The organism is Desulfobacterales bacterium, assembly GCA_028704555.1.
Taxonomy (GTDB): Bacteria; Desulfobacterota; Desulfobacteria; order Desulfobacterales; family JAQWFD01; genus JAQWFD01.
In genome coordinates this window covers 1-17,952 of the sequence record JAQWFD010000013.1, presented here as the reverse complement: position 1 = coordinate 17,952, position 17,952 = coordinate 1, and the positions used below count along the sequence as shown (strand labels likewise).

The 17,952-nt window shown below is 47.6% G+C and carries 24 protein-coding genes; 9 read left to right on the top strand and 15 right to left on the bottom strand.

Annotated features, from left to right (window positions below):
* Positions 1-2 precede the first annotated feature (2 nt).
* Positions 3-518, bottom strand: a complete 516-nt coding sequence (locus PHQ97_06615) for a type II secretion system protein (protein ID MDD4392406.1) — start codon at positions 516-518, stop codon at positions 3-5.
* Positions 519-535: 17 nt separating this feature from the next.
* Entirely contained in the window at positions 536-991 is a 456-nt protein-coding gene (gene gspG, locus PHQ97_06610; protein MDD4392405.1) for a type II secretion system major pseudopilin GspG, read from the bottom strand.
* A gap of 1,087 nt (positions 992-2,078) precedes the next feature.
* On the opposite strand from gspG, the gene PHQ97_06605 reads away from it, so the two are divergent.
* The 7 genes from PHQ97_06605 (at position 2,079) to PHQ97_06575 (ending at position 5,950) form a co-directional block, all read left to right on the top strand.
* Positions 2,079-2,651, top strand: coding sequence for a TlpA disulfide reductase family protein (locus tag PHQ97_06605; GenBank protein MDD4392404.1), 573 nt, complete (start codon positions 2,079-2,081; stop codon positions 2,649-2,651).
* A gap of 46 nt (positions 2,652-2,697) precedes the next feature.
* On the top strand, positions 2,698-3,297 hold the full coding sequence (locus PHQ97_06600; protein MDD4392403.1) for a peroxiredoxin: 600 nt from the start codon (positions 2,698-2,700) through the stop codon (positions 3,295-3,297).
* Positions 3,297-3,965, top strand: a complete 669-nt coding sequence (locus PHQ97_06595) for a TIGR04282 family arsenosugar biosynthesis glycosyltransferase (GenBank protein ID MDD4392402.1) — start codon at positions 3,297-3,299, stop codon at positions 3,963-3,965. Before PHQ97_06600 ends, PHQ97_06595 begins: the two co-directional genes overlap by 1 nt.
* A gap of 204 nt (positions 3,966-4,169) precedes the next feature.
* The gene (locus PHQ97_06590) at positions 4,170-4,421 is read left to right on the top strand and encodes a glutaredoxin family protein (protein ID MDD4392401.1); all 252 of its coding nucleotides are present in this window, start codon (positions 4,170-4,172) and stop codon (positions 4,419-4,421) included.
* Positions 4,421-4,759 (top strand): ferredoxin-thioredoxin reductase catalytic domain-containing protein, encoded by a 339-nt coding sequence (locus tag PHQ97_06585; GenBank protein MDD4392400.1) that lies wholly within the window; start codon positions 4,421-4,423, stop codon positions 4,757-4,759. The genes PHQ97_06590 and PHQ97_06585 overlap by 1 nt, the downstream gene beginning before the upstream one ends.
* A gap of 519 nt (positions 4,760-5,278) precedes the next feature.
* Positions 5,279-5,473 carry a hypothetical protein gene (locus PHQ97_06580; protein ID MDD4392399.1) on the top strand — a complete coding sequence of 65 codons (195 nt, stop codon included), beginning with the start codon at positions 5,279-5,281 and terminating at the stop codon, positions 5,471-5,473.
* A 36-nt stretch (positions 5,474-5,509) separates the two neighbouring features.
* On the top strand, positions 5,510-5,950 hold the full coding sequence (locus PHQ97_06575; GenBank protein MDD4392398.1) for a histidine kinase N-terminal domain-containing protein: 441 nt from the start codon (positions 5,510-5,512) through the stop codon (positions 5,948-5,950).
* Between the two features lie 110 nt (positions 5,951-6,060).
* Here the strand turns inward: PHQ97_06575 and PHQ97_06570 are convergent, their stop codons facing one another.
* From PHQ97_06570 to ffh, 11 genes are all read right to left on the bottom strand, one after another.
* On the bottom strand, positions 6,061-6,648 hold the full coding sequence (locus PHQ97_06570; GenBank protein ID MDD4392397.1) for a 4'-phosphopantetheinyl transferase superfamily protein: 588 nt from the start codon (positions 6,646-6,648) through the stop codon (positions 6,061-6,063).
* A gap of 64 nt (positions 6,649-6,712) precedes the next feature.
* Entirely contained in the window at positions 6,713-7,564 is an 852-nt protein-coding gene (gene rsmI, locus PHQ97_06565) for a 16S rRNA (cytidine(1402)-2'-O)-methyltransferase (GenBank protein MDD4392396.1), read from the bottom strand.
* Positions 7,565-7,572: 8 nt separating this feature from the next.
* Positions 7,573-7,944, bottom strand: a complete 372-nt coding sequence (locus tag PHQ97_06560) for a YraN family protein (protein ID MDD4392395.1) — start codon at positions 7,942-7,944, stop codon at positions 7,573-7,575.
* 29 nt (positions 7,945-7,973) lie between these two features.
* Positions 7,974-8,597: a ribonuclease HII gene (locus tag PHQ97_06555; protein MDD4392394.1), complete on the bottom strand. Its 624-nt coding sequence runs from the start codon at positions 8,595-8,597 to the stop codon at positions 7,974-7,976.
* A gap of 64 nt (positions 8,598-8,661) precedes the next feature.
* Complete coding sequence (gene rplS / locus PHQ97_06550; protein ID MDD4392393.1) at positions 8,662-9,015, bottom strand: 50S ribosomal protein L19; 354 nt, start codon at positions 9,013-9,015, stop codon at positions 8,662-8,664.
* A 59-nt stretch (positions 9,016-9,074) separates the two neighbouring features.
* A complete protein-coding gene (locus PHQ97_06545) occupies positions 9,075-9,629 on the bottom strand; it encodes an RNA methyltransferase (GenBank protein ID MDD4392392.1) in 555 nt (184 codons plus the stop codon).
* A complete protein-coding gene (gene trmD, locus PHQ97_06540) occupies positions 9,622-10,371 on the bottom strand; it encodes a tRNA (guanosine(37)-N1)-methyltransferase TrmD (GenBank protein MDD4392391.1) in 750 nt (249 codons plus the stop codon). Before trmD ends, PHQ97_06545 begins: the two co-directional genes overlap by 8 nt.
* 25 nt (positions 10,372-10,396) lie before the next feature.
* Positions 10,397-10,888, bottom strand: coding sequence for a ribosome maturation factor RimM (rimM, locus tag PHQ97_06535; GenBank protein MDD4392390.1), 492 nt, complete (start codon positions 10,886-10,888; stop codon positions 10,397-10,399).
* A 19-nt stretch (positions 10,889-10,907) separates the two neighbouring features.
* Positions 10,908-11,138 carry a KH domain-containing protein gene (locus PHQ97_06530; GenBank protein MDD4392389.1) on the bottom strand — a complete coding sequence of 77 codons (231 nt, stop codon included), beginning with the start codon at positions 11,136-11,138 and terminating at the stop codon, positions 10,908-10,910.
* Between the two features lie 46 nt (positions 11,139-11,184).
* The gene (rpsP, locus tag PHQ97_06525) at positions 11,185-11,439 is read right to left on the bottom strand and encodes a 30S ribosomal protein S16 (protein ID MDD4392388.1); all 255 of its coding nucleotides are present in this window, start codon (positions 11,437-11,439) and stop codon (positions 11,185-11,187) included.
* 12 nt (positions 11,440-11,451) lie between these two features.
* Positions 11,452-12,783: a signal recognition particle protein gene (ffh, locus tag PHQ97_06520; protein ID MDD4392387.1), complete on the bottom strand. Its 1,332-nt coding sequence runs from the start codon at positions 12,781-12,783 to the stop codon at positions 11,452-11,454.
* A gap of 472 nt (positions 12,784-13,255) precedes the next feature.
* Between ffh and rlmN the strand changes: the two genes are divergently transcribed.
* Positions 13,256-14,305, top strand: a complete 1,050-nt coding sequence (rlmN, locus tag PHQ97_06515; GenBank protein MDD4392386.1) for a 23S rRNA (adenine(2503)-C(2))-methyltransferase RlmN — start codon at positions 13,256-13,258, stop codon at positions 14,303-14,305.
* A gap of 198 nt (positions 14,306-14,503) precedes the next feature.
* Here the strand turns inward: rlmN and PHQ97_06510 are convergent, their stop codons facing one another.
* Positions 14,504-15,496, bottom strand: coding sequence for a tRNA 4-thiouridine(8) synthase ThiI (locus tag PHQ97_06510; protein MDD4392385.1), 993 nt, complete (start codon positions 15,494-15,496; stop codon positions 14,504-14,506).
* A 1,065-nt stretch (positions 15,497-16,561) separates the two neighbouring features.
* Between PHQ97_06510 and PHQ97_06505 the strand changes: the two genes are divergently transcribed.
* Positions 16,562-17,074 carry a chemotaxis protein CheW gene (locus tag PHQ97_06505; protein ID MDD4392384.1) on the top strand — a complete coding sequence of 171 codons (513 nt, stop codon included), beginning with the start codon at positions 16,562-16,564 and terminating at the stop codon, positions 17,072-17,074.
* Positions 17,075-17,419: 345 nt separating this feature from the next.
* Here PHQ97_06505 and PHQ97_06500 read toward each other — a convergent pair whose 3' ends face one another.
* Positions 17,420-17,821: a hypothetical protein gene (locus PHQ97_06500; protein MDD4392383.1), complete on the bottom strand. Its 402-nt coding sequence runs from the start codon at positions 17,819-17,821 to the stop codon at positions 17,420-17,422.
* Between the last annotated feature and the right edge of the window lie 131 nt (positions 17,822-17,952).

Here is a 17,952-nt window from a genome sequence, read left to right as displayed (position 1 = left end):
CCTCATCCCTCAAATCCGACATCATCCGGGGTTATGCCGATTCTGGAGAGAAAAGGCTCGATGTGATAAGAAACGCGGTTATCATCTTCATCTGCGACATGAATCAATGCCCTTTCGGAATACCCTTTTTTGTAAAACCGGATAACGGCACTGCCGGAATCCACCCTGAACTGGCCCGGATACTCCACGTCCAGAACCTTCACCCCTGAAGGCAGTTGATAGGCACCGCGTTGCGCCTCATCGGCCGCTTCCTCAGACATCTCATCATGGGTGATCCACAGAAGACTGTCGGTCATATTGATATGCAGCCGATAATTTTTCTGATCCCGGACAGCGCGCTCTTTCAACGCTTTCACATTTACGATCAACCACTGGGAAAGTTGTTTGGTATCGCTGACAAAAACCGTTTTCTGAAATCGGGGAACGGTAAAAAAAAGCACCATGCTCATGACGGCTACCACCACGATGAGTTCTATCAGGGTATATCCCCCCCGGTTATCGACGAGATCGTTGATCATGGGCACGAAGATGTCTCTTATTCAATTTCCCAGCTGTTGATATCCTGATTTTTATCTTCTCCGCCGGGAACCCCGTCAGCGCCGTATGACATAATATCAACATCGTCATGAATTCCCGGGCTCAAATATACAAACTCATATCCCCATGGATCTTTGGGAAGTCTGCCTTTTTCGAGATATCCACCTTTACGCCATTTTGCCGGGACCGGTTCCGTATCCGGTATTTCGACCAGGGCCTGGAGCCCCTGCTCCGTTGAGGGATAAGTACCGGTGTCAAGTTTGTATAGTTTAAGCGCGGTTTCAATGCTTTCGATCTGCATTTTCGCCTTCAATTGTTTTGCCTCTTCGGGACGCCCCATGATTCTGGGAATGATTAACCCGGCCAGAATCCCCAATATGACAATCACCACCATCAACTCGATCAGGGTAAAGCCCCCCTGGCGGATCGATCTGCGGAATATATTGTATTTCATCATACCTCCGTGTGTATTTAAATGCCTTTTACCTGATCTTTTGCTGAACTATCAACAAATCGTCGCTCAATTTCAAATTCATGTTCCAATGACAAAAAATACCACATCCCTTTCGCGAAAGCAAACTGCTGACAAATAAATCAATTCGATCTGCCGCCGATCGGCCATATCGAACCGGATGCGCCGGCCGCCCCCGGATCAATTTCGAAGCGGTATCGCCTTTCATCGGTTAAAAAACCAGCTTCACCCCCCCCTGGCCGCTGCCCGCAGAAATGACAGGACGGGCTTGATCATAACTGCGGCCATATTTTGCTGTGCGTAGCCTCTGCGTCCCGCCGGTTGCCGGCGTACGACATGGCGCGATCCGGGGAAAAGATGTCGGGGCCATGAAGCGTTAAAAAGCGCAAACTGTTTGAGGCGTGCCGAGTTTTTGCGCTTTAGCTTCATGGGCCCGGCATCCCCCGGATCGTGCTGGAGAAGCCGGCAATGGGCGGGACGGACCCCGTGACATGGTGGCCGCAGTTATGATCAAGCCCGACAGGACGGACAGGCCATCATCGACCACGCCGGCAGCTTCGTTCGACAGATTATGATCAACCACCTGATTTTTTTCTTATATTTACTTTCTCCTATACCATCATCCCCAACAATTTGACATAATTTCTTTATCAATAACTTGATATTCCATTTGAATTCTGATATTTTTTGTTTAGAGAAATTTTAATCCGAGCCCTTGGAACTACCCGCAGAAACCCGATAAACAAGTGAATCACCCGGGTGATCGTAGCGTTTTTTTCTGTCAGATTCAAAGCCCCCCCGGGTTCATTGTTTCAAGCATACCCCCAGGAATCGGGCACAGCGAGTGATTTTCACATTATGATTTTTTTCATCCGCCTCATATCATACTATCACGTTACAAAAGTGGCCCCAGGCGTAACTCGGTGAATTATTGCACAGGATAACCGGGTTGCATATCCCGATTTTTCGATCCGGAAACTCCCTGCTGAATCGGACATCTTCCAATCTCTGTGTGCCTCATTACGAAAAAGCACCGGAATGTCCTCGGCCTCAAATGGAGGAAACGATCATGAAGTGCCTGATAAACAGTGTTTTTTTCGCAATATGCCTTTTCGCATTCCCGAATCTGATCTACGGGAAAACAATCGAACCACAAATCGGCCACCCACTGCCTGACATTACCCTGAAAATTCCGGATGACGACGTTCACCGGACCTACCTGGGGCTGAAGGGCAGCGATTCTTTTCAAATTCCTCAAATCCGGTCCAGAGTGGTCATCATAGAAATTTTCAGTATGTACTGCCCGCATTGTCAGCGTCATGCGCCATCGGTCAACCAGCTGTATCAACGGATCCAAAAAAGCGGCGACTTTCGCGACAAAATTAAAATTATCGGTATCGGTGCCGGGAATTCTCCATTTGAAGTCGATTTTTTCCGAAAATCGTACGCCATACCGTTCCCTCTGTTCCCGGATACGGATTTATCCATCCACGACAAAATCGGTCAGGTGCTAACGCCCTATTTTATCGCTGTCCGAATTGAACCGGACGGCACGAACCGCATCGTATATACCCAGCTCGGCGGTTTTAACAACCCGGATAATTTTTTAGATACCATCGTAAAACGATCCGGACTCAAATAAAAAGGGAGGAATCCTTCCGCTCACGCGGTTATGAAAAGGAGGTTTAATGAAACGATATATCCTTTTGTCCTCAATTTTGATCTTTGCGGTCCTGTTAATATCTGCCGGAACGGCGATGGGGCTTTCCGATGCGTATAAAGGGTCAATTTACGATCCCGGAAAGCTGAAGCCGACCGACAGTGTTTTAAAGGTCAAAGCAGGCGAGCCCGCTCCGGATTTCACCCTGCCATCCATTCAAGGCAAACAGATCTCTCTTCGCCAGTTCAGAGGAGAGAAAAATGTGGTTCTTTCTTTTATACCTGCGGCCTGGACACCCGTATGTTCAGATCAGTGGCCCGGGTATAACCTTGCAAAACCTTTTTTCGAGCAGCACGATGCCGTGCTGTTAGGAATTTCAGTTGATAATATTCCCACCCTGTTCGCCTGGACGCTTCAAATGGGTGACCTGTGGTTTGATGTCCTCTCGGATTTCTGGCCTCATGGCGCGGTATCAGACAAATTCGGCATCCTTCGCTCAGACGGGCTTGCGGAACGAGCCCTGTTTATCATCGATAAGCAGGGAATTATCACCTTTACCCATGTTTCGGATATCAATGTCAGGCCAGATCTTAAACTGATCGTTACCGAGCTGGAAAAACTTCTATAGTGTCCAGGCCCTGCATCATCGTTTTCGCACGTGCGCCTGAAAAAGGACTCGTCAAAACACGACTGGCAAAAAAACTGCCGCCGGATACGGTGCTTTCTCTGTATAAATGCTTTTTAGCCGATGTTCTCGATGCAATTGACACAGGGCTTTACCATATCCGAATCTGCTTTTTCCCCGCATATGCGTCGGAAAACATGATCAAAGGGTTCGGCAGCCAATATGACTACATTCCTCAAGAGGGATGCGATATAGGACAAAGAATGCTATCCGCGTTTTCAGAAACATTCTCGGACGGGTTCAACCCCGTATTACTTATCGGAAGCGATATCCCAGCGCTTACGTCATCGATCGTCCATCAGGCCTGTGATGCGCTGCTCAGAACCGATGCTGTAATCGGCCCGTCCCATGACGGGGGCTATTACCTGATTGGGTTTAATTCCGACACCTTTCAACCCGATGTGTTTAACAACATGCCCTGGAGCAGTCCACAGGTGTTTTCCCTTACCCTGAGCCGATTGACAATCCGCTGCCGCAGGGTTCACATCCTGCCGGTTTGTCAGGATATCGATGAACCGGATGATTTGATATCATTTGTACGATCCGCATCGCCGTCAATGATTCGCAGTTCGCATACGTTACGATATCTGAAGCAGATCTTGAATCGCTGAATGCCGTTGAGCAACAGGCCACGATGCATCGTGCCCCTGATAGGGCTGTTTCAACCCGGATGGAGTCCATGTACGTTTAAAACCGGAAGTAAAATTTCGGTCAAACAATTAATCCAAGAGATATAGTCTGACGAGAACTGAAAATAGTGGCCTTCAGACGGATGACTCACGACTGAAGACTAATCCATGACAAGGAGAAATTTCATGACACTGCCTGTCAAACTGTATACGCTGAGCACGTGCAGCCACTGCAATGCTACAAAAAAATTTCTGGGAGAATGCATCATCAAATATGAATTCGTTGATGTCGATCTCCTGCATGGGGAGGAACGAAAAGCCATTTTAAAAGACGTGATGGCATTCAATCCTCAATGTTCATTTCCCACCATCATCATTGGCGATAAAGTTATCATCGGTTACAAGGAAAAAGAAATAAAGGAGGCGCTGGGGCTATAATGGATGCTGAAACACTCTACGGCATATTGAAATCGGCCCAGGAACCCAAGGGGTATGTTTTCAATCACGACAGGCAAAGAGTCTTTGAGCTGCTGGAAGGTCTGTTGGTCAACAAACGTCGCTATGGCTATATGTCCTGCCCATGCAGACTGGCATCGGAAAACCGGGCGCAGGATCAGGACATTATCTGTCCCTGTGTTTACCGGGCTGCCGATGTCAAAGAATATGGCAGCTGCTATTGCAATCTGTATGTGTCCGTGGAGTGGAATGAAGGCAGGCTGCCGCATGCTTATATCCCTGAACGACGCCCTCCTGAAAAGACTTCGGGGGAATCTTAGCACAAAATATCGTTCAGTGGAAAAGAAACGGCTTCGGAAATGACTTTGATTTCAATAGTATCTTCGCTGATTTTACAGAGGACGCACCGTTTCCGGACACACTTCCTTCTTGACATCCGGCGGTATTTATTTCATCTTAAAGTATAAATCTGATTTAAATACAATACCAGATTCAGTTGTATAACGACCGCATCAATGATGCGTTATCGTTTGTAACGAATTTTCCTCTCTGACGGTTTCAACCCGTATGTTGTCCCGGTTTTATTTTCGGGCTTGTTTCTCGAACTGGATCCCCGCCTTGCGCGGGAATGACCCAATGGCCAATGATAGCACCAACCCTTTATTTTCGGTGACCGAAGCAATACCCGCTGATCGATCCCGGCGCTATACGGACGTATTTTTTACCGCATTCAGCTCAGCAATTTATTTCGCGTCAGGGCTATTAAAAGCCATATTATCCTGCTCAGTTTCAGGACAGTCGTAATGTCCCTAACCTAAAAATCAAAAGGAGGCAATCAGATGAGTAAAATAGTAAAACGAGTATGCAAATGTGAAAATTGCGGAAATGAGGCAGAAATGACCATCAGCTGTTCTCTGGAACCGGTTGAAAAAGAGGTACCCGTTAAGGGGAAAAAAACGGCCCCCAAAAAAGAAAAGGGCCATATTGTCTGCACGCATTGCGGGAATGAGGCAGATCTCTGGGTCGATCTGTAAACCCAGTGAGTAAGGTTATGATCAAAGGAGAAAAAAATGAGAGCATTTGCAGACAGATTGATCGAGATTACCGAACGGCATGCTGAAAAAATATCTGATCAGTGGAGCAAAGCCGTTCGGACAAATCTCAGGACCCCGTCTTTTCATTCAAAGCCTCATAACGAATGCATCCAGCAGGGCATGGATTTTTATAAAAAGCTCAGAGACATATTCTTCAGTGAAAAGCCCTATACGGAAGTATATCGTTTTTTTTCAAAATACGCTGAAGACCGTTATCTCGAAGGCACTCCCTTGAAGGAAACCATCTACGCACTGATTATGATGAGACGCCACATGTGGCTTTACGCAGACGTCCAGGCAATGTTTCTTACCCCTCTGGATCAGCACAAAGCAATAGAGAGCATCAACAAGACGATCCGGATCTTTGATCACGGAACCTATTTTGTAATTCAGAAATACGAAGAAATGAGCAGGTAATGACTGCCCTGCTATGGTAACGTCCGTATGTATTTGCATGTGATGCCGTGAGGTTTCTGAAATTCGTCTCACCGGCGGCAGATTAAACCTGAAAAAGCCGGAGTCTTTGTTCAGGCGAATACCCACTCGATATGGCAGTCATTGGCGACGATGGAAGCAATATGCCCATCAAACCACCGATGTTCAATTAACCAATCCGTATCGTTGTAATGAACCACCAGATGATATTGATCCGGAACATTCACCACGCGGCAGCATGCCAGATCCCTGAGTCCGGTTCCGGCGGCCTTCAATACAGCCTCCTTGGAGGTCCAGAAACGGAAAAAAAGAAATCGGCGATCTGTATCAGACAGACGCCACTCCTCTTCTTTCGCTGTTTTCCGGAACAGGGACGCCGAGCAGGGTCTGATTTTCTCAACATCTATGCCAATCATCGAACGGGAGGTGACCGCCGCCACAAAATCGGATTTATGCGTCAATGACCAGTAATATCCGTTAGAAGGTACCGGTGCTCCGCTTTCATCTTTTTCCAGTTCAGTGATACTGGCCTGGCTGATCGAGGCAGACAGCGCCAGAGCCGACCTCGCGTGGCGGCTCAGGAAGGCCACTTTGCCCCTTCCGGACAGATTTTTCCGGTTATCCGGAACCGGCAGGATTACCGGATATATCGTATTCTTTCGATTCGCGTAATGATTCACAGCGGAGACATCCGGCAGGCGATTTTCGACTGAAAGCTGTTGGCGTAACAATGAAAAGGGCATCTTATGACGTTTCATTCGCTTTGATTTTCAATGCTTCCTCATAAATTCTGGATTTTGAAAGCGGGTATCGCCTGGCAATATCTTTTACAATATCAGAAACCGTCCCGTTTTTTAATTTTAAAGCACTTTGAATTTCTTCCTGAATTATTTCCATGGAAACCGGTTTATCCTTTTCGCATCCGGAAATCAGAAGCGTGCATTCTCCTTTGACCGACTGGCGCCCGCCAAGATCTGCCCATATCTCCGAGACCGTTCCCCGGATAAATTCCTCATGAAGTTTGGTAATCTCTCTGGACAGGACCGCGTATCGGTCTCCCATCACGGATTCAAGTTCTTTCAGCAGCGAAAGGATACGCCGGGGAGATTCATACACGATAATGGTTCCGGGCTGATTTGAGAGATCGTGGAGTTGCTGAAGCCGTTTTGATGATTTTTTGGGTAAAAATCCGACAAAAAGGAAGGAATCGGTCGGAAGGCCGGAAGCACTCAGTGCGGCGATGGCAGCAGATACTCCCGGGATCGGAACAACAGAAATTTTCTCTTCTATGGCCACCCGGACCAGATGATATCCCGGATCTGACACCCCGGGCGTGCCGGCATCGGTAACCAGCGCAATGGAGCAACCGTCTTTCAGTTTCCGGATCAGCCCTGCAGTCCGCTCGATTTCATTGTGTTCATGGACAGAAATCAGATGGCCCTTTATTCCGTGACAGGCCAGCAGTTTTCCGGTTTGCCGCGTATCTTCCGCAGCGATCAGATCCACTTCCCCGAGTATTCTGACGGCCCTGAGAGTGATATCCTCCATATTACCAATCGGAGTCGCTACGACATAAAGTTTGCCTGATGATTTCATAAGCCGGATTAGGTGTAGGCCAGTTCAAAAGCATTCTTGATAAGTTGGACCCGGGGATCGATGTCAGCAGAATTGACGGTCAACACATCAAACCGGGCCTTCACCTGAGAATGCTGTGTCTGTTTGAGGTAATACAGCGCCACCATCGAAATGGTTCTTTGCTTTTTAGGAGTGATGGCCCACTTCGGATCACCGAACCGCTTCGATGTCCGGCTTTTTACCTCAATAAATGCGATGGAATTGCCGTCTTTGGCGATGATGTCAATCTCTCCGAAGCAGGTTCGATAGTTGCGTTCCATAATGGTATACCCCTGTAGAAGCAGGTAATTCACAGCGATATCCTCACCGGTTTTCCCCAACAGCTGCCGTCTGTTCTGCATCCTGCCGCCCCGTTTGCCCATCTTCAGTATTAAAAGATGTTTTCCGGACCATTCACCCCTTTGAAACTTTTCCGGTGTATCGGACAAGATCCGAATCTCAAAATGGCATCTTTATGTGCTCTGGTGGGATACCCCTTATGCTTTTCAAAACCATATTGCGGATAATACTGGTGATACAGCTGCATCATCCGATCACGCGTAACTTTAGCGACAATGGACGCAGCACCGATGGACATGCTTAAGTTATCACCTTTAACAATGGGATACTGCATCAAACACGACCGTATCCGAAACGTACCGTCAATCAGGAGACAATCCGGCGCCGGGTTCAGGTTGTCGACCGCAATGGCCATCGACAGCAGCGATGCCTGAAGAATGTTGATACGATCAATCTCAATGGCATCCACGATTCCGATTCCGATAGAAACCGCATGGATGTATATCTGATCGTATAGCGCATCTCTTTTTTTCGGGGTCAGTTTTTTTGAATCAGTGATGCCGGATACCGGAAAGACATCGGGCAGAATGACGGCAGCCGATACAACCGGGCCGGCCAGTGGTCCCCGGCCGGCCTCGTCTATGCCTGCAATAATTTTATACCCTTTTCCCCTGGCTTTATTTTCGAAGGCCCACAAATCAGGTGCCATTGACATGATGCGTCCTTGCGACCCGCTGTAATGAAGCGCCATCCGTCAGAAGCCTGTTCCCGTGCTGATACTACCCGCGAGCAGTTTGACGTTCCCTGATTCTGGCAGCCTTACCTTTAAGATTGCGCAGGTAATAAATTTTGGAGCGGCGGACCCGGCCCCGGGTGACCACTTCAATTTTGTCAATGATGGGCGAATGAAGGGGAAATACCCGTTCCACGCCTACACCGTATGACATTTTCCTCACGGTAAATGCGGCATTGGCCAAACCGTTTTTCCGGCTGATAACAACGCCATGAAACACCTGGATTCGCTCTTTTTCACCTTCACGTATTTTCACATGCACCTTGACGGTATCTCCGGGGTCAAAGCTGGGAATATCCAGCCGCATGACTTCCCGTTCCAGTTGTTTGATCATTTGCATAACGTCTCCCAATATCTTTCTCTAATTTAACTGTTTTTCAGATCGAACCCGGCTATCGTTTACCTTCCCACCAGTCTGTCCAGAATGATGGCGGCAGCCGATCGAACAGAGAGATGATTATAATCCGTCATCCCGACCACGGGATCAAGAACAAAATCCGCCTGGTCCATGAAGTCTCCAGACAGTCCCCACGCCGTACCGAACATCAACAAATGAGGTCCACCACTGTTTATGTTCTCTTTCAGCTGATCATACCCGATGCTGCGCGGACAATGACGCGCACAGGTCACTATCGTGTGAGGATATTGTCCGCTGACTTGACGAATATCATCTCTTACTTCTTCCAATGAACTTTTGATACAAACTAACTCCAGGGCCTTACGACGTTCCGGATTATATACAGCCCCGCTGCCGGTGACCCAATGATCGACAAGCCGGCCGACGAACTGCTTTTGATCATCCAGCGGAGTTACAACATAATACCTTTGCACCCCGTATGTTCTGGCAGATCTTGAAATATCGTGCAGATCCAGATTTGTTACTGCCGATGCAATAACCTCCCCGTTTTTGTTAACCACAGGAAAATGGATCAAGGCCACATACAATTCAGGCATGAATGATATCTTCAATATCCCGCCACCACTTTTTCAGTATTTCTTTTTCCTGAACGCTCAGGAACCGTCTTCTCAATAAATCCGGTCTCTTGAGGAAGGTGCGGATGAGGGATGTTTCATGCCTCCACTGTTCTATATCTTTATGATTGCCTGACAGCAGAACTTCCGGTACGGTTTTCCCCTCAAAATCGTATGGTCGGGTATAATGCCCGTGTTCCAGAAGATCATTTTCAAACGAATCTTTTTCCGCTGATTCCTCTCCTCCGAGTACGCCGGGAATAAGTCGAACCACCGCTTCAGTAATGACCATAGCCGCCAGTTCCCCCCCGGTCAGCACATAATCGCCTATGGAAATCTCGTAATCTATTTCATCCTGACAGACGCGCTCATCCACCCCCTCATAACGTCCGCAAACCAGAATCATCCCTTCCCATGTCGCAAATTCACGGGCCAGATTCTGATCAAACACCCGCCCCTGGGGGCTGAGCAAAATTGTCCTGGACAAAGGAGACTGTTTCTTTGCTGATCGGATTGCGCCAGCCAGTGGTCCCGGCTTCATGACCATACCACATCCGCCGCCATAGGGTCTGTCATCCGTAACCCGGTGCCGGCCATCGGCAAAATCCCGGATATTGACGGCAGAAACAAAAACCTTGTGTTCCTGAACAGCCTTTCTGATCATTCCATATTCCCGGAATGCGTCGAACATTTCCGGGAATATGGTTAGAACATCAATTTTCATTTAATAACCCGATGAGCCTCTTCAGTTACAATCCTTCCGGCAGATCAACCACCAGTGTTCCATTCTCGAGATCAACTTCTCTGATAACCGATTCCAGAGCCGGAACTAGAATTTCATTACCGTTGTCTTTCACAACCAGGACATCATTGCTCCCGGTCGGAAATATGGATTCCACGCGTCCGATACAGATATTATCGGATGTAACGACAGAAAGCCCGATAAGATCCACCCAGTAGTAGGTTCCATTTTCTATGTCCGGCAGCGCTTCTCTATCGATGTGCAGCATCGATCCGATCAGCGGCTGGGCCATATCACAGTCATTTACATCTTCAATCTGAAACAGGAGACCGCGCTTGTGCGGTTTAACCCATTTGAGCGTATAGATGGACTCGATACCGTTTTGATTTTTTACACGAATCGAACTTCCCGGCTTAAAAAAAGACACGGATTCAACATAAGAAAGAACCTTGAGCGTCCCTTTAAGGCCATGAACCCCGACAATTTTCCCAATCAGCATTTGACATTTATCCGGCTAATTATTCAATTATCTCCAGAACCGTCCGTTTTTTTACCTTCGCTGACGCCGCGCTCAGTATCGTCCGAATCGCTCTTGCCGTTCGTCCCTGTTTACCGATAACCTTCCCCAAATCCTCTTTGGCAACCTTAAGTTCCAATACCGATGTCTGGTTCCCCTCGATTTCGTCGACTACCACCTCTTCAGGATTATCGACCAGTGCCTGCGCAATATACTTGACAAGATCTTTCATAGCTCCATCTCCTTCGTTGGCTGTTGAGAACAAGAGGCAATGAAAATTACTCGGGACAAGTAAAAAACTTTTCCCTTCGCAAAAGACTTTTCACGGTATCAGTCGGGATAGCCCCCTGACCCATCCAATATTTAATCCGCTCCGCCTTTAAAGCTACTTCTGCCGGCTCCTGCAGAGGATTGTAAGTTCCCACAATTTCAAGAAACCTGCCATCCCTTCGGCATTCGCCATCAGCCACTACAATACGATAAAACGGTCTTTTTTTCGCCCCATGCCTGGCTAATCTGATTTTTACTCCCATTTTATATCTCCTTCAGAACGGCAGCATCCCCCGGCCGAGGCCTCGCATGCCGCCTTTATTCATCTTTTTAATCATTTTCAGCACTTGGCTGTAATTTTTAAGCAGCCGGTTAACATCCTGTACGCTAGTCCCACTTCCTTTTGCAATCCTTTTCCGCCGGCTTCCGTTAATTATGGTGTACTGCCGACGTTCACCGGGTGTCATCGAATTGATGATGGCTTCGATTCTGGAAAGTTCTTTTTCATCAACTTCCAGATTCTTAAGCTGCTTTATCTTCCCCATACCGGGGATCATCCCGATAATATCGCTCAATGACCCCATCTTGCGGATCTGAACCATCTGATTACGAAAATCCTGGAGTGTAAACTGACTTTTTTTAAGTTTTTTTTCTAGCTCAGCCGCTTCCTTTTCATCGATGACCGATTGAGCTTTTTCGATGATCGTAAGGACATCCCCCATCCCCAGTATCCTGGACGCCATCCTGTCAGGATGAAAAACTTCCAGATCACCTATTTTTTCGCCGACACCTATGAATTTGATCGGTTTACCGGTAATAGCCTTGATGGAAATCGCTGCGCCGCCCCTGGCATCACCATCCATTTTCGTCAGGATGACACCGCCGATATCCAGGGCATCATTAAACGATTTGGCGCTGTTGACCGCATCCTGGCCGGTCATGGCGTCAGCCACAAACAAAATATCGGACGGATGAACCATATCCTTGATCCGGGACAACTCCGCCATCAGTTCCTCGTCGATATGAAGACGCCCTGCCGTATCCAAAAGGAGCGTATCGCAACCCGCCTTCAAAGCGGCAACGCGGGCCTCCTGGCAGATATCAACCGGCTTCATCAGGGTCGAAGACGGGAATACCGGAATATCAAGCTGAGAGCCTATCTTTTTCAGCTGCTCTATCGCTGCCGGCCGATAGACATCTGCCGGAACCAGATAAGGTTTTCTGCCTTTTTTCCTCAGCAAAGCGGCAAGCTTTCCGGATGTCGTTGTTTTACCGGACCCCTGAAGGCCCACAAGCATAACCGATATCGGAAGCGGCCCGGAAAGCTCCAGTTCTTTATAGTCGCCTCCCATCAGCCCGGCCAGCTCTTCATTAACGATCTTGACCACCTGCTGGCCAGGGGTCAGACTGCCCATCACCTCCTGACCCAGCGCACGCGCCCTGATACCGGAAACAAATTGTTTAACAACCCGGAAGTGAACATCGGCCTCGAGAAGCGCCATCCGAACCTCTTTAAGGCCCTCCTCAATGTTGGTCTCCGTTAATTTGCCGTGCCCCCTCAGTTCCTTGAATACGGAGTTCAGCCTGTCACTTAAATTTTCAAACATACCTCACCGATCAACATATTTCAAGCGGGGGAATCTATTTCTTTACGATATCAGCGTCCCTGAATCCGGATATTCCCCCACGCGCCTGATTATTTTTTATTATAATTTAATTTATTTTGTTTCTCAATAGCCTTGCCGCAGAACTGTATTGAGAGAAAAGTTTGAATCTATTATTAAACCATTTTAATGTCAAGCAAAAGATATTACTAAACTAAACCGTTATATTTACCAGCGGTCATTTGTTCACCCACGCTCAACCTCTCGAAAACATTTTATTTTCTCATTCATCTCCGGTTACGGTTACACCGCATGTAATGCCATTTTCCGGACAACAGCGATGAAATTATGCATCCAGTATCCACCGGGATTGATTTTATCCGAGTTTTCAAATAGTATCCGAATTCGAACGGCACAATGAAACGAAAGCCCCTTTTATTAATTGATGTTAACGAGCACAATGATTGAATCGACTATGCAGGATATTAAAGAACTCTCTGTTGAGGAACTGAGCGCATGGCTTCTGGAGCATTCATGGGAATCCTACCGGGCCCGGCAAATATCAAGATGGATTTATGTGCGACAAGCTGACAGTTTTTCAGACATGACGGACCTCAGCCAGAGTCTTCGCGATGTACTGTCTGAAAATTTCACGATGTCGCGTCTGAAAATCCTGAAAACGGAATCGTCCATCGACGGCGCCAAAAAATATCTGTTCCGGCTGAACGACGGTGAGTACATTGAAAGCGTCCTGATTCCGGAAAAAGACCATTTCACGCTCTGCATATCGACTCAGGTCGGGTGCGTTCAGGGATGCCAGTTTTGCCTGACCGCCAAAAACGGTTTTACACGCAACCTGACCAAAGCCGAGATTGTCTCGCAGGTTCGGGATATCGCAAATGAGCTGAAGGAATCCAAGCCGCTGACCAATATCGTTTTCATGGGCATGGGAGAGCCTCTGGCTAATTATGACAACCTGATTCAGGCCATCGATGTGATTACCAACAGCGATTTCGGTCTCAAATTTTCAACCCGAAGGGTGACGGTGTCGACCGCGGGCATAGTGCCAAGGCTCTCTGACCTGGGGCGAGATGCACAGGTTAACCTGGCAGTTTCCCTGAATGCAACCGATAACAAAACCCGCAGCATGCTTATGCCGATCAACCGGCAATATCCCCTGGAGCAGCTTCTTGAAGCATGCCGAAACTTTCCCCTGAAACCCCGCCGGAGAATCACCTTTGAATACATTCTGATCCGGGGAATAAATGATTTGCCGGATGACGCAAAACGACTGTCCAGGCTGTTACAGTCCATCAAGGCAAAAATCAATCTGATTCCGTTTAACGAATATGACAGGTGCAAATTTAAGCGGCCCGAAACCGCCGATATCCTCCGTTTTCAGGAAATTCTTTTAAAAAACAATTACACCGTCAACATCCGATACAGCAAGGGCCTGGACATATCCGCCGCATGCGGCCAGCTTCGCGCCCGTCACACCGAACAAGCTTCCCCCATCGGGTCATAAACAAAATGGTTAAAAAACAAGGGCTCGATCATAACTTCGGCCACGTTGGCGCGGGCTCCGTCCCGGCATCTTTTCCCCGGATCGCGCAATGTCGTACACCGGGAACAGGCAGGACTCGGCGGCCACACTTCGGAACTATGGCCGAAGTTATGATCGAGCCCCAAAAAAAATCATCCTTTTGTTTATACAACGCTGCAATTACAGCATCAGATGCCTGAATTCATCCGGTGAAGCTGCCACCCCCTTGATGTTGTACTGCCCGGCGGGCGTTCTTACCAGCACATCCGCAACGGTGCCCTTCCCGGCTTTACTGTAGCTTGCACAGATGGATGCGGCAAGAAAGATATCTTCACTGCTTCCCCCATACGGCACGAGGACAACGGGACCGGGTATCTGACTGATGTTAAGAATGAAATCCATTTCAGGCCTGTACAGTTTCAACAATTGTTCGTTTTCTTTCTGCGCTCGACCGACAACGAGCTTTACGGCCTGATTCAAACGAAAATGTCTGCCGTATTTGAGCAGATAAAAATCCGTCTCTTGATCAGAATCCCCGTGATCAAACAAATCCTTAAGCCGGATTGAGTAAATTTTGTCTGTCAGAAGGCACCCCCCGGCAGGCACCGGATATTGAGTGATTTCAAATTCTGCGGCAAGCTGAATTTGAGGTTTACGGGACCTTCCGGACAGATCAAGCAACAGTTCCCTGTTTACCTGACCCTGTTTCTCCGGGATGGTTTCCGGAAGTTTCTTTGCACTCAACGGCCGGAGTATATATCCGTCAAAACCCGAATGTTTTTCCACATACCGAAGCGAGGTTCTGGTCTGTGACATGGGACGCTGTCCCATGACCTCACCGCTGAACAGAAAGTCCATTCCTTTTTTCTTCATCACTTCACCGGCCAGTCTGAACATCAACGCATGACAATCCAGACAGGGATTCATGTTTTTCCCATATCCGCACGGCGGGTGTTTGAGCATGTCAAGATAGGGAGTCGTAATCTGCTGAACCGTTATTGGAATACCGGTCATCTCGGATGCTTTTACCGACTTGTCCGCCGAAAAAAACGGCGTCTCAAACGTAATCCATTCAACGACTATCCCCTGTTCTTTTAATACGAGAGCGGCCAATATACTGTCAAGCCCTCCGGAACAAAGACCTAAAGCCCGAACTTTTTTAGTTGAATTCATACAACCCTGGCCCACTTTCATTCAATGATAATGTCTATTGTGTTGACCATACAAACAGTCCACTGACCTGGTCAGGCAGCGTCTATCCGGAAATATCTGTTTTCCCCGGTTTGTGCATTTGCCCTGTGGCAGGGCGAAGCTCATGACTGAAAAAATTGCAACAGCCAATCGGCAATATTGAATCAGCCAGACAGTAAGGTTCAGCCATCATGCTGAATGAAGAACGCATTGAACTGATCCGACAAATTCTAAAGGTGCCCCCCCCGAATGTCAAGACACAACTCAATTTCAACAACCCGTTTGAATTGCCTATCGCAACTATCCTTTCTGCGCGCTGCACCGTCAAACAAGTAAACTTCGGGGCTTGATCATAACTGCGGCCATATTTTGCTGTGCGTAGCCTCTGAGTCCCGCCCGTTGCCGGCGTACGACATGGCGCGATCCGGGAAAAAGATGTCGGGGCCATGAAGCGTTAAGAAGCGCAAACTGTTTGAGGCTTGCCGAGTTTTTGCGCTTTAGCTTCATGGGCCCGGCATCCCCCGGACCGTGCTGGAGAAGCCGGCAACGGACGGGACGGACCCCGTGACATTGTGGCCGCAGTTATGATCAAGCCCAAACTTCGTCTCCGGAGAATTATTCAAAAAGTTTCCCGCATCCCGTGATATTTCAGAAGCGCCAATCGAACAGATTATTGGACCCACCGGATATGATCTAAATAAAACCAGGCTGATTCAGAATTGTTCGATGGCGATAGTAAAAGAGGTCAATAGAGAGGTTTCAGACACGTTGGAGCTACTTGCTCATACTCCCGGGTATTGGTCGTAAAACCGGTTTGCAGACCGGATGGGTTATTTCCTCAATTGGGCCGAACTGAACCCAACTCTCTTCTCTCTTTATTTTTCTACTTGAAACTGATAATAGCTCTGGCTGTAATATATATCATCGCAGTCATTGAACTGGCTTGTTTTTTTAATGATGCCTGACAGGCCGTGTTGCTGCAACATATTATATGTAACTGCGTCAATTTCCGTACATGAAACGTTTGATCATAAAGGAGGTATCCAGATGACTGAAACAACTGAAACCATCAACAAGGCAGTAAAAATCATGGCGGACAGAGAAGGCAAATATCTGACTTTCACGCTGGGCAATGAAGAATATGGGATCGGCATTTTGAAAATCAAGGAAATCATCGGAATGATGCCGATCACCTCAGTCCCTCAGACTCCGGATTATATCAAAGGGGTAATCAATCTGCGGGGAAAAGTGATCCCGGTTATTGATCTTCGAATGAAATTTGGCATGGAATCCGTAGATTATACGGAACGCACCTGTATCATTGTAGTGGAACTTGCAGGTCCGTCCGGAATCATTCTTATGGGCATCGTCGTTGATTCTGTTTCCGAGGTTCTTAATATCAAAGGCGAGGACATTGAAAACACTCCGGCCTTTGGGATATCTCTGGATACGAGATATATCCTTGGGATGGCAAAAATGGAAAGCGGGGTTAAAATCCTTCTGGACATCGACAAAGTGCTGAGTACCGAAGAGACCGTGTTGATTCAGGATGTCGCGTAGCCTGGTTTATTTCAATCCTGCCCCATTTACGCCGGTTGTCTGACGGATATGATCCGGCTTTCCCTGGAAATCAGAGCATATCCGTCATTTTTGTTCCGCAGACCTTATTTTTTTGGCCATGTTTTCAACACGCGCAATATGCGCCCTGGTTTCGGAAATCAGCTTTTGTATGATCGCTTTATTATACTTTGAATCGCTGTCAAAACGGACAAAGGCATTTTTTTCGATCAACGACCGCTCCCCAGATCCAGTGCCAGCGAGACCGCCCGGCCAAGTGTAAACCTGCGTTGTTCAGCCATTCTGACATCGTCTGCATTTCCAGCTCCTGTCGATAAGATAAAACTATCATGCCTTCATGGTCCGGTCCGCCGGCACGGGGTTCGGTTGAAGCTCGTTTATAAGCCAGGTCTCTAAATTTGACACGAATACGATATTCACGAGTTTAAACAATGCCCATAACATACATACAGGAATCAAAACCACCTGAAATAAGAATAAAGCGACATACAGGACCGTCAAATTTATCAAGGAATCGATGATCTCTCCCATATTATTCAATATCACAGAAAAAATTTCCTTCATTTGTCCGGCTTTTAATTCCAGTCCCCGGGTGGATTCTTTCAGTTTCGAAAAAAAGCCACCGTCCACCGGAAGGTCAAATGTTCCCAGATCGTCATAATGTCGGGAAACGATAGAGAGCTTTTCTCTGGTCATTTCGATCTGTTCATTCAAAAATTTTGAATACACAAAATCCTATGATCACAATATTCAGTTGGATTAAGCTAACGAATGCGCGTCGGCAATTAGTTGGATGATTTGATCAGGGAGAGAATGATTTTTTATCAGCTTTCCAAAACCCGGCAATATTCGATCTGCAT

Bases quoted from the DNA above. Each gene is read 5' to 3' on its own strand.
- PHQ97_06615 (MDD4392406.1), bottom strand. From the start codon at position 518: ATGATCAACGATCTCGTCGATAACCGGGGGGGATATACCCTGATAGAA.
- gspG (MDD4392405.1), bottom strand. From the start codon at position 991: ATGAAATACAATATATTCCGCAGATCGATCCGCCAGGGGGGCTTTACC.
- PHQ97_06605 (MDD4392404.1), top strand. From the start codon at position 2,079: ATGAAGTGCCTGATAAACAGTGTTTTTTTCGCAATATGCCTTTTCGCA.
- PHQ97_06600 (MDD4392403.1), top strand. From the start codon at position 2,698: ATGAAACGATATATCCTTTTGTCCTCAATTTTGATCTTTGCGGTCCTG.
- PHQ97_06590 (MDD4392401.1), top strand. From the start codon at position 4,170: ATGACACTGCCTGTCAAACTGTATACGCTGAGCACGTGCAGCCACTGC.
- PHQ97_06585 (MDD4392400.1), top strand. From the start codon at position 4,421: ATGGATGCTGAAACACTCTACGGCATATTGAAATCGGCCCAGGAACCC.
- PHQ97_06580 (MDD4392399.1), top strand. From the start codon at position 5,279: ATGAGTAAAATAGTAAAACGAGTATGCAAATGTGAAAATTGCGGAAAT.
- PHQ97_06575 (MDD4392398.1), top strand. From the start codon at position 5,510: ATGAGAGCATTTGCAGACAGATTGATCGAGATTACCGAACGGCATGCT.
- rsmI (MDD4392396.1), bottom strand. From the start codon at position 7,564: ATGAAATCATCAGGCAAACTTTATGTCGTAGCGACTCCGATTGGTAAT.
- PHQ97_06560 (MDD4392395.1), bottom strand. From the start codon at position 7,944: ATGCAGAACAGACGGCAGCTGTTGGGGAAAACCGGTGAGGATATCGCT.
- PHQ97_06555 (MDD4392394.1), bottom strand. From the start codon at position 8,597: ATGTCAATGGCACCTGATTTGTGGGCCTTCGAAAATAAAGCCAGGGGA.
- rplS (MDD4392393.1), bottom strand. From the start codon at position 9,015: ATGCAAATGATCAAACAACTGGAACGGGAAGTCATGCGGCTGGATATT.
- PHQ97_06545 (MDD4392392.1), bottom strand. From the start codon at position 9,629: ATGCCTGAATTGTATGTGGCCTTGATCCATTTTCCTGTGGTTAACAAA.
- trmD (MDD4392391.1), bottom strand. From the start codon at position 10,371: ATGAAAATTGATGTTCTAACCATATTCCCGGAAATGTTCGACGCATTC.
- rimM (MDD4392390.1), bottom strand. From the start codon at position 10,888: ATGCTGATTGGGAAAATTGTCGGGGTTCATGGCCTTAAAGGGACGCTC.
- PHQ97_06530 (MDD4392389.1), bottom strand. From the start codon at position 11,138: ATGAAAGATCTTGTCAAGTATATTGCGCAGGCACTGGTCGATAATCCT.
- rpsP (MDD4392388.1), bottom strand. From the start codon at position 11,439: ATGGGAGTAAAAATCAGATTAGCCAGGCATGGGGCGAAAAAAAGACCG.
- ffh (MDD4392387.1), bottom strand. From the start codon at position 12,783: ATGTTTGAAAATTTAAGTGACAGGCTGAACTCCGTATTCAAGGAACTG.
- rlmN (MDD4392386.1), top strand. From the start codon at position 13,256: ATGCAGGATATTAAAGAACTCTCTGTTGAGGAACTGAGCGCATGGCTT.
- PHQ97_06510 (MDD4392385.1), bottom strand. From the start codon at position 15,496: ATGAATTCAACTAAAAAAGTTCGGGCTTTAGGTCTTTGTTCCGGAGGG.
- PHQ97_06505 (MDD4392384.1), top strand. From the start codon at position 16,562: ATGACTGAAACAACTGAAACCATCAACAAGGCAGTAAAAATCATGGCG.